Origin of the sequence: Lentimicrobium sp. S6 (assembly GCF_013166635.1) — a bacterium.
Lineage (GTDB): Bacteria > Bacteroidota > Bacteroidia > Bacteroidales > UBA12170 > UBA12170.
Window position 1 is genome coordinate 56,691 of record NZ_JABKBZ010000024.1, and the last position, 8,365, is coordinate 65,055.

The following is an 8,365-nucleotide window of genomic DNA, read 5'->3' on the forward strand; positions in this document are numbered from 1 at the left end:
AATTCGACTTGTTAAAGAATATCTCATATATTTGACTCCATAAGAAATGACTATTAAAACCTATGGAAGAAAAGCCAAGGCTAGCCAGACTCACCGCCATTCTCACTCAGCTGCAATCGAAAAGAATATTGACAGCACGAGAATTAGCAGAGCGCTATCAGGTTAGTATCCGGACTATTTATAGAGATATTAGAACATTAGAGCAATCTGGAATCCCAATTATTACAGAAGAAGGCAAAGGTTATTCTTTAATGGAAGGATTCAACTTACCTCCAGTGACGTTTACCGAAGCCGAGGCTCAGGCTTTAATCACGGCCGAGCAGCTGATTCTAAAGAATAAGGACCTTTCCTTTACTACACAATACCAGAATGCCGTTTCAAAGATTAAATCCACTCTTAGGCATTCTCAAAAAGAAAAAGTAGAGCTGCTCTCCCAAAGAATCTATTTTAGACAAAATATAGAGAACCTGAAAACCAGTGAATACTTAATGACCATTCAATCGGCCATTGCAGATTCAAAACTCATAGAATTGGATTACCTTTCGCTAGAAAAAAAGCAAAGCAAACGAAGTGTGGAACCTTTTGCTTTATATAGCACACAAGACAATTGGTTATTGATAGCCTTTTGCCGATTGAGAAATGACTTTAGAGCTTTTCGATTGGACCAGATTCAAGCATTACAAGTGTTGCATGAGCAGTTTGAGCCACAGAAAATCACACTTCAAGAATATTTTGAGATTTGTCGTGAAAAATCAATTTCAGATTCAAACGGTTAATAGGTTATGTTTTGTTGTTATACACTATTTTAATATATTCGCCCTGCAATAAATACCATTAAAAAGTATGAAAATCAAATTATCCTTATTCTTAAGCTTCTTTATTATCTATAGCCTTTCGGCACAGGAATATATAGTTAAAGTTCAAAAGGAGGGTTCAAAAAAGTTCAGCTACCTTACCATCAATGGAGAAAGCCAAATTGAAACAGCCTATTTCGATGCTACCGATTTTGGTGAAGAGGGAATAGCAATTGCAAAAATTACTGTCAGTAGCTTCTACCAAATTTACGATAAAAAAGGGGAGATTATAAATTCTGAAGCCATCATAAAACCAATTATTAATGAGTGGTCTAGTATAGCCTCAGGATTTATTGATGGAATGGTTATTACCAAAATTAATGAGAATTATGGAGCTGTTAATTATGAAGGAAAGCTAAGTGTTCCCGGAGTATATACCAAATTAACTGAGTTCAATGGAAACCATGCCATTGGAACAAAAGGCAGGGTTTATTTTGTTGTGAATAATAAAGGGGAAGAAATCAAACTTGATATTCCAAAAATCAGAGCTGCAAAGCATTTTTCGGAGGGTTTAGCTCCTATTAAAATAAAAGGAGCTTATGGTTATATTGACACTTTAGGACAGGTGGTTATCAGACCAAAGTATAAATCAACAGGCCATTTTAATGGTGGCGTTGCTTGGGCAAAAAATCTCGATGGAAGAGTAGGATATATTGACAAATCAGGAAAATGGTTGGTAGAACCCATTTTTATTATTGGTGATGATTACGATCCAGAAAGTGGATATGCGAGAGTAAAATCAACACGTGGTTGGGCTTATATTGATACTGCAAATCAATTTACCAATTTAGGGGTCACAAACGATTATTTTAACTTTTCTGAAGGCTTAGCCATCAATAGAGAAAATGGTAGAATTGGATTTATTGATCATACTGGAGAATGGGTAATCAAACCTTATTTTGCTGTGGCTCATAAATTTACTAATGGTTTTGCCAGAGTACAAGTAAATGGGAAATGGGGTCTTATTGATAAAAAAGGAGAATGGCTGGTTGAACCAAATTATAAAGAAATTGGCAATGCTGTACTCATTAAGGAATTAAACTATCTCGCCCAGTAATAAATACCGATAATTATCATGAAAAGCAAACTGACCTTATTTTTAATCCTATTTACTATTTTCAATAATATAATTGCTCAAGAATATATTATTACCGTAAAAAAACCTTATTCCACAAGACATTCTTATCTCAAAATCAATAGTGATACTCAAATTGAAGAGGACTATTTTAAATGTTTAGATTTCACAAAAGAAGGTTATGGTATCATATTAAGTAGAGTGAGGCGAGGATACCAAATCATAAATACAAATGGTGAGCCAATAGAATTAGAAGTTCCATTAAAGCCCATTGTTAATGGATGGTCGGAGCAAACATCGGGGTTTAGCTGCGGAATGGTCAGGACAGAAAGAAATAATAAATTCGGAGCTCTAAACTATGAAGGGAAATTAACAGTTTCTAGGCTCTATACTAAATTAAGTGAATTCAATGGTAATCATGCCATTGGAATGAAAGGAAGAACTTATTATATAGTTAGTAATAAAGGAGAAGAAACTAAACTTGAATTCAAAAAGACAAGAGAAATCAGACACTTTTCCGAAGGTCTAGCTGCCATAAAGATAGGAAGTGCATTTGGTTTTATCGACACGCTAGGTCAGATGATTATAGAACCTATTTACTATTCAGTAGGTCATTTTAATGGTGGTATAGCATGGGCAAAAAACCAAAATGGCAAAATAGGATATATTAATAAACTAGGAGAATGGATTTTAGAACCCGTATTTCTCATGGGCGAAGATTATGATAAAGTAAGTGGTCTTGCTAGAGTAAAAACAAGCCAAGGTTGGGGTTATATTGGCCCCAATAATGAATTTGAAACATTAGGGGTTACTATTGATTTTTTTAGCTTTTATGAAGGCTTAGCTATTAATCGAGAGCATGGTAAAGTTGGATTTATCGACAATACAGGTACTTGGGTCATAGAACCCAAATACGAAGTGGCCCATAGATTTAAAAATGGCTTTGCTAGAGTTAGAATAAAAGATAAATGGGGTATTATTGATAAAAATGGTGATTGGTTTGTAGAGCCAAAATATGACCAAATTGGTGATGTTGTTATCATCAAAAAATAAAACTCTTTTTTTAAATTATCAATGGTATGACATACCCTTGTCATAAGACCTGCTTACATTTGCAGCCTCACAAATAAAAATATAATGATGGAGCATACAAAATTAGAAGCATTTATGGTGATTGGCATTTCCACTCGTACCACCAATGAAAATCATCAAGCAGCAACAGATATTGGAGCCTTATGGAATAAATTTATGTCGGAAGGCATCCTCCAAAATATCCCAAATAAAATAGACGATGCCATCTATTCTATCTATACTGAATATGAGGGTGATTATACCAAGCCATATACTACCATCTTGGGCTGTAAAGTTAAAAATACAGATATCATTCCTGAGGGGATGGTCGCCCTAAACATTCAAGCTTCGGATTATGAGAAAATCACTGCCAAAGGAGATCTACAGGAAGGCATAGTATACAAGAAATGGTTAGAAATATGGAATATGGATTTAGACAGAGCCTATCAGGCAGATTTTGAGATTTATGATGCTAAAGCACAAAACCCAGAAGATGCTGAAGTTTGTATTTATGTTGGGGTGAAGGAATGAATACTATCATCATAAACTCACTTTAAAAGACTACAGAGATAGAGCTGGCTGATTTACACAAACAACCAGCTCTATTATTTAGCTTCTGTGATAAACTATATCATTTCAAGAATATTGGTATATTTACAATGATGAAAAACAAAAGACTAATCATCATTTTACTTAGTGCATTATCAATGTTACTTATTCCCTTAATGGCCATGCAGTTTACTAATGAAGTAAATTGGGCTTTGGGCGATTTTATTGTTGCCGGTATTCTATTGCTCGGAACCGGCTTATTGTTTGAACTGATCATCAGGAAAGTGAAAGAACCAAAATATCGAATTATTATTTATATCGCTCTTTTGATTCTTCTGTTTCTAGTTTGGGCAGAACTTGCTGTTGGTATTTTTGGAACTTCAATTGGTGGGCAATAATCAGCCTAAACCAAAGTCTTATACCCTCTTATCAATGAACTGCCTACTCACAAACCACAAGATAAGTGCGATGAGGTAAATAAAAATTCCATATAATGTGGTAATCATTGAAACCTTGAGTCCTGCGTAAAGAATGTCCGGAGAAATACTAGTCACTTCAGCCATGCTAGAAAAAGCACCATATAATCCTATTAACTGTCCCAGTATTCCAAAAATCAGGGCAAATAATCCGATGGATCTTCCTTGCTCCATTTTTCTTAGTGCTATCTCTTTTGAGCTACTTTTTGAAATTAAATATTTCGATAGATGATATATCATCCAGGCCAACATCACAATTAATAGGATACTCAGTACACTCATAAATAGGGCTCCTCCCATAAAAAACAAATCTTTCATTTCTTTTCTTTTTAATGATTAATAAGCATCAAATGTACTGGACATAGGTAATTCCAAGCAAGGTCGAATCCAGTTCTAAAGCTGTCAAAAGCCCTTTTTCCATTGCAAGTCCTAAATATTTAACGAAATTAGACGAAATTTAATAAAAATATGAATCTTAAATCATCAAATTTATATTACCATATTTCCTATTGGATTTTTGTCCTTCTCATCCTTAGCTTAGTCTTTGGATTATCTTGGGGAAGCAATTTGGCGGCTTTTTATTTTATCAGCATGCTATTGCCTATTGTTTTGGCTACCTCTTATTTCTTCAACTATATTTTGGTTCCTCGTTTTTACCTCAAAAAGAAATTTCTAAAGTTTGGCCTCTATTCCTTTTATACGGTGATTGTCTCTCTTTATTTGGAGATTATTGTTTTGATGTTTTCATTTATATATCTCGGCCATTTTAGTTTTAAAAATTTAGGTCCTAATGCTTCTGACACCATACTATTGGCTGTAATTTTATACCTACTGGTGTTTGTTGGTTCCATAATATTAATGGCTCGTCAGATAAAAGAAAACCAAGATAAAATACAAAGTCTATTATTGGAAAAGGAGAAAAAGAAAATCACCCATCTTGAAATCATCTCTAATAGAAAAAACACCAAAATCCCCTATCAAGACATCCTCTATATCGAAAGCTTGGTAGACTATATTCAAATTCAAACGCTTACAGGTCCTATAGTGAGTAAGGAAAAAATCAGCAATTTGGCTGCTCGCCTCCCTGAAAGCTTTCTGCGAATTCACCGCTCTTTTATTATCAATAAAGACAAGGTAAAATCCTTTAGCTATAATGAAGTAATGGTAGGAGAACAATCCCTTAATATCGGCAGGAGCTATCAGAAGCTGGTGAAAGAGGAATTGAAGGCTGTAACAAAGGCCAAATAAGCATTACAACAGCTTTCCTTTACTAAATCTAAAGTAGCTGTTCCAGAGCACAGTAAGTCTTGTTTCATATTTCTAATTTCTTATTTTTGCACGCTTTGTGATACTAATAACATTTAAAAATAGGTTTGAAATAGGGGTATGAGTAAGACTTACAAAGAAAAACGGAGAGATTCCAAAGACTTTTCCACTAGAAAAGAATATTTAGAGCATGAGCTAGAAGTTATGAAGTTTCGAAAATGGCGTATCAATCTACCATTTAGAGATTTCAGAATTGAACTGGAAGATTTTGTCCCAGCTCTTGCTGCAACAATTGGTAAGGTAGTTATGGTTACCGCTATGGTTGCTGCTTTTGCTTCACAATTTGGTTTATCACCAGAATTTGTAGCAGAAAATGTTCGATACGAACTTTTAATTGCTGGAGGTATTTTTGTTATTCTATTTTCAGCCATCTTAAACCCAAATGCCAACCTTGCTGGTACTCACGGACCCATGATTCCATTAATTCCTATTATTGCTGCTGCTGGAGGCCATCCGCTCGCTCTTGGCTTATTGATTGGGGTTTTTGGATTGACATTAAGTATTACCAAAGGAGGCTCCAAACTTATGACACTCACAGGTGTTGGCGTTCGAGCGGGTCTTTTAATTTACCTAGGCGCAGTGGGGTTAATAGGTCAGATTGGGAAATTAAATGCTTGGTCTGAAGCTGGGGATGTTTCATTTATTTCTTTTGCTGTAATAGGCGTCACTATACTAATTTATGCCTATTTAGCTCGTATTGGCAAACGTTGGTTGGCCATTCCTTTGTGTTCTGCTCTAGCAGGAATTATAGCCTTTGGTTTGGGAGCACATTTTGAATTTACAACTCCTCCTGGTCTTCCTCATTTCAATCCGATGTGGTGGTGGGGCGAAGATACAGGTTGGCAATTAGGCTGGCCTAACTTTGGTCATTTTATTGCAGTAATTCCTTTCGCTATTTTAGCCGTTGCTATGTGGTCTCCAGATTATTTAGGACACCGTGTTTTCCAAGAAATGAACTATCCTAAAAAAGCCAAAGATGTTTTAATGGATATTGATGATACCATGACTGTTGCCTCTATTCGACAAGCTGTTGGTACTTTCCTTGGTGGAGGTAATATTGCTTCTTCATGGGGTACTTATATGATTCCTGCAGCGATTGCAAAAAGACCTATTCCTGGTGGTGCTGTGCTAACTGGAATATTCTGTATTCTTGCAGCTGTGCTTGGATATCCTATGGATTTAGCCATGTGGGAACCAGTCCTAAGAATTGCATTAATAGTTGGTGTTTTTCTTCCATTACTTGAAGCGGGTATGCAAATGATTAGAAAACAACAAGATTCTTTAAGTGCCGGAACATGTATTTTTGCCAGTGCTTTTGTAAACCCAGTATTCGGATGGGCATTGACCATGTTGCTTGATAACCTTGGCCTTATAGGAGACCGCGATAGAGCAAAAGATTTAAGCTGGAAAGAAAAATTAGTAATTCCAGGTGTAATGTTTATTGTTTGTGTTGTTTCTCTAGCTCTTGTAGGACAACTCCCAGGTATTAAAGGAATGTTTTAAAATTATAATTTTAGAAGTTTGTTTATAAAGATATAAAATCTGATTAGTGTCCAACAAACATTAAAAAGAAACCCATTTGAAATATTATTCTCATAGAAACTCTTTCCTTCTTAATTTGATCTATTTCTTGAATGGAACTAATACTATTTTTATATTCATTTCCCAATATAGGAAACTCTTTAGTTAAGCGGTAAAAATCATCAGAAAGTGGAAAAACATTCAATTTATTAATTTTGCACCGTTTTTTATATTCAAGTTTATGATGAAACTATCAAATGTTTTATCTTCTTGAAAAATATAGTTTTCAACCATATCTCAAGGTATTTTAATGTTTTTTTCTGAATCAAAAATAAATCTTCGTTTCTAATATGATAGATTCCTTCCTCTGCTAAAATCACTTTTGCTTTTCCCAATCCAATCTTGTAAGCTAAATAAAACGAAATGATTAATGTTGCAATTATCTGAAGAATGTTTATTTGTTCACTATCTACTCTTGGTAAGTACTCTTTTAATAAGATATTTAGAATTGTAAGAACTATTATTAGAATAATAAAAAAACTACTAATGGAGTGCACTTTAAGATTATATCAAGACCGTTGCATGGTAATTAACAAAAATTATCATTATATATAATTGTATATCAGATAAATAAGTTGTGTTCTTATGATATGAAAATACGCAAAGAACCTACATTAGCAGATAGTATTTGTGATTTACGAACAAGAAAGATAAAATCTACTTTCTTTAGTCAAATAAATACAATAATAGACTGGAAAAAAATAGGTCTATTGATAGACCAAGATTATTCAAAAGGAAAAAGTGCCACAGGTACACCATCTTATGATGGTGTTTTATTATTTAAAATGTTACTACTCGAAACTTGGTATGGCTTAAGTGATTATGAGGTTGAAGATAGAATAAATGATAGTATTTCATTCAGTTATTTTTGTGGATTAACCATAGAGCAAGTGGCACCAGACCACAGTACCCTAAGCAAGTTTAGAACAGAGTTAACCAAAACAGGCACTTTTGAAAAGTTATTCAAATTAATAAATTTACAATTAGAGGAGCATCACATTATTATTAAATAAGGAGTTATTGTAGATGTAAGTGTAATTGATACTCCCTTACGGCCAAAAGGAACGACAAAGCAAGAAGTAACAGAAGATCGTTCAGACAAAGAAATCAAGACAAAAAAGAAATATGCATCGAGTGTAGATAGTGATGGAACATGGTTAAAGAAACGAGGTAAATTTCATTTTGGATATAAGAAACATCATGTTACAGATGAAGAGGGGCTTGTTCTAGGAGTTTTAACAACAACAGCTAGCACAAATGAAATAGCAAATTTAGAAGATGTTCTAGACTCAGCAGATTTACCAAAAGACATTCCTTTGAAAGCAGACAAAGGCTATCAGTCTAAGAAGAATGAAGCTCTGCTAAAAAAGAGAGGTTTGAAAAACCACATATTGAAAAAGGCAAAAAAGAATAAACCTCTTACAAAATGGGAG

General features: G+C 34.3%; 10 protein-coding genes. 9 read left to right on the top strand and 1 reads right to left on the bottom strand.

Features of this window, described 5'->3' with window-relative positions:
- The first annotated feature begins 62 nt into the window (after positions 1 to 62).
- From HNS40_RS09925 to HNS40_RS09945, 5 genes are all read left to right on the top strand, one after another.
- Positions 63 to 776: a YafY family protein gene (locus HNS40_RS09925; protein WP_172280286.1), complete on the top strand. Its 714-nt coding sequence runs from the start codon at positions 63 to 65 to the stop codon at positions 774 to 776.
- 67 nt (positions 777 to 843) lie between these two features.
- Positions 844 to 1,911, top strand: a complete 1,068-nt coding sequence (locus tag HNS40_RS09930; RefSeq protein ID WP_172280288.1) for a WG repeat-containing protein — start codon at positions 844 to 846, stop codon at positions 1,909 to 1,911.
- Positions 1,912 to 1,929: 18 nt separating this feature from the next.
- The gene (locus HNS40_RS09935) at positions 1,930 to 2,982 is read left to right on the top strand and encodes a WG repeat-containing protein (RefSeq protein ID WP_172280291.1); all 1,053 of its coding nucleotides are present in this window, start codon (positions 1,930 to 1,932) and stop codon (positions 2,980 to 2,982) included.
- Between the two features lie 87 nt (positions 2,983 to 3,069).
- Complete coding sequence (locus HNS40_RS09940) at positions 3,070 to 3,531, top strand: GyrI-like domain-containing protein (RefSeq protein ID WP_172280293.1); 462 nt, start codon at positions 3,070 to 3,072, stop codon at positions 3,529 to 3,531.
- A gap of 131 nt (positions 3,532 to 3,662) precedes the next feature.
- The gene (locus HNS40_RS09945; RefSeq protein ID WP_172280295.1) at positions 3,663 to 3,947 is read left to right on the top strand and encodes a hypothetical protein; all 285 of its coding nucleotides are present in this window, start codon (positions 3,663 to 3,665) and stop codon (positions 3,945 to 3,947) included.
- A gap of 18 nt (positions 3,948 to 3,965) precedes the next feature.
- Here the strand turns inward: HNS40_RS09945 and HNS40_RS09950 are convergent, their stop codons facing one another.
- Positions 3,966 to 4,343 (bottom strand): MotA/TolQ/ExbB proton channel family protein, encoded by a 378-nt coding sequence (locus HNS40_RS09950; protein ID WP_172280298.1) that lies wholly within the window; start codon positions 4,341 to 4,343, stop codon positions 3,966 to 3,968.
- A 150-nt stretch (positions 4,344 to 4,493) separates the two neighbouring features.
- Here HNS40_RS09950 and HNS40_RS09955 point away from each other — a divergent pair, with 150 nt between their 5' ends.
- From HNS40_RS09955 to HNS40_RS23705, 4 genes are all read left to right on the top strand, one after another.
- On the top strand, positions 4,494 to 5,273 hold the full coding sequence (locus HNS40_RS09955; protein ID WP_172280300.1) for a LytTR family DNA-binding domain-containing protein: 780 nt from the start codon (positions 4,494 to 4,496) through the stop codon (positions 5,271 to 5,273).
- Positions 5,274 to 5,411: 138 nt separating this feature from the next.
- A complete protein-coding gene (locus HNS40_RS09960; RefSeq protein ID WP_172280302.1) occupies positions 5,412 to 6,854 on the top strand; it encodes a DUF3360 family protein in 1,443 nt (480 codons plus the stop codon).
- A 668-nt stretch (positions 6,855 to 7,522) separates the two neighbouring features.
- Entirely contained in the window at positions 7,523 to 7,945 is a 423-nt protein-coding gene (locus tag HNS40_RS09965; protein ID WP_172280304.1) for a transposase, read from the top strand.
- A 6-nt stretch (positions 7,946 to 7,951) separates the two neighbouring features.
- The coding region (locus tag HNS40_RS23705; RefSeq protein ID WP_172280308.1) for a transposase at positions 7,952 to 8,365 on the top strand (414 nt) is incomplete at its 3' end.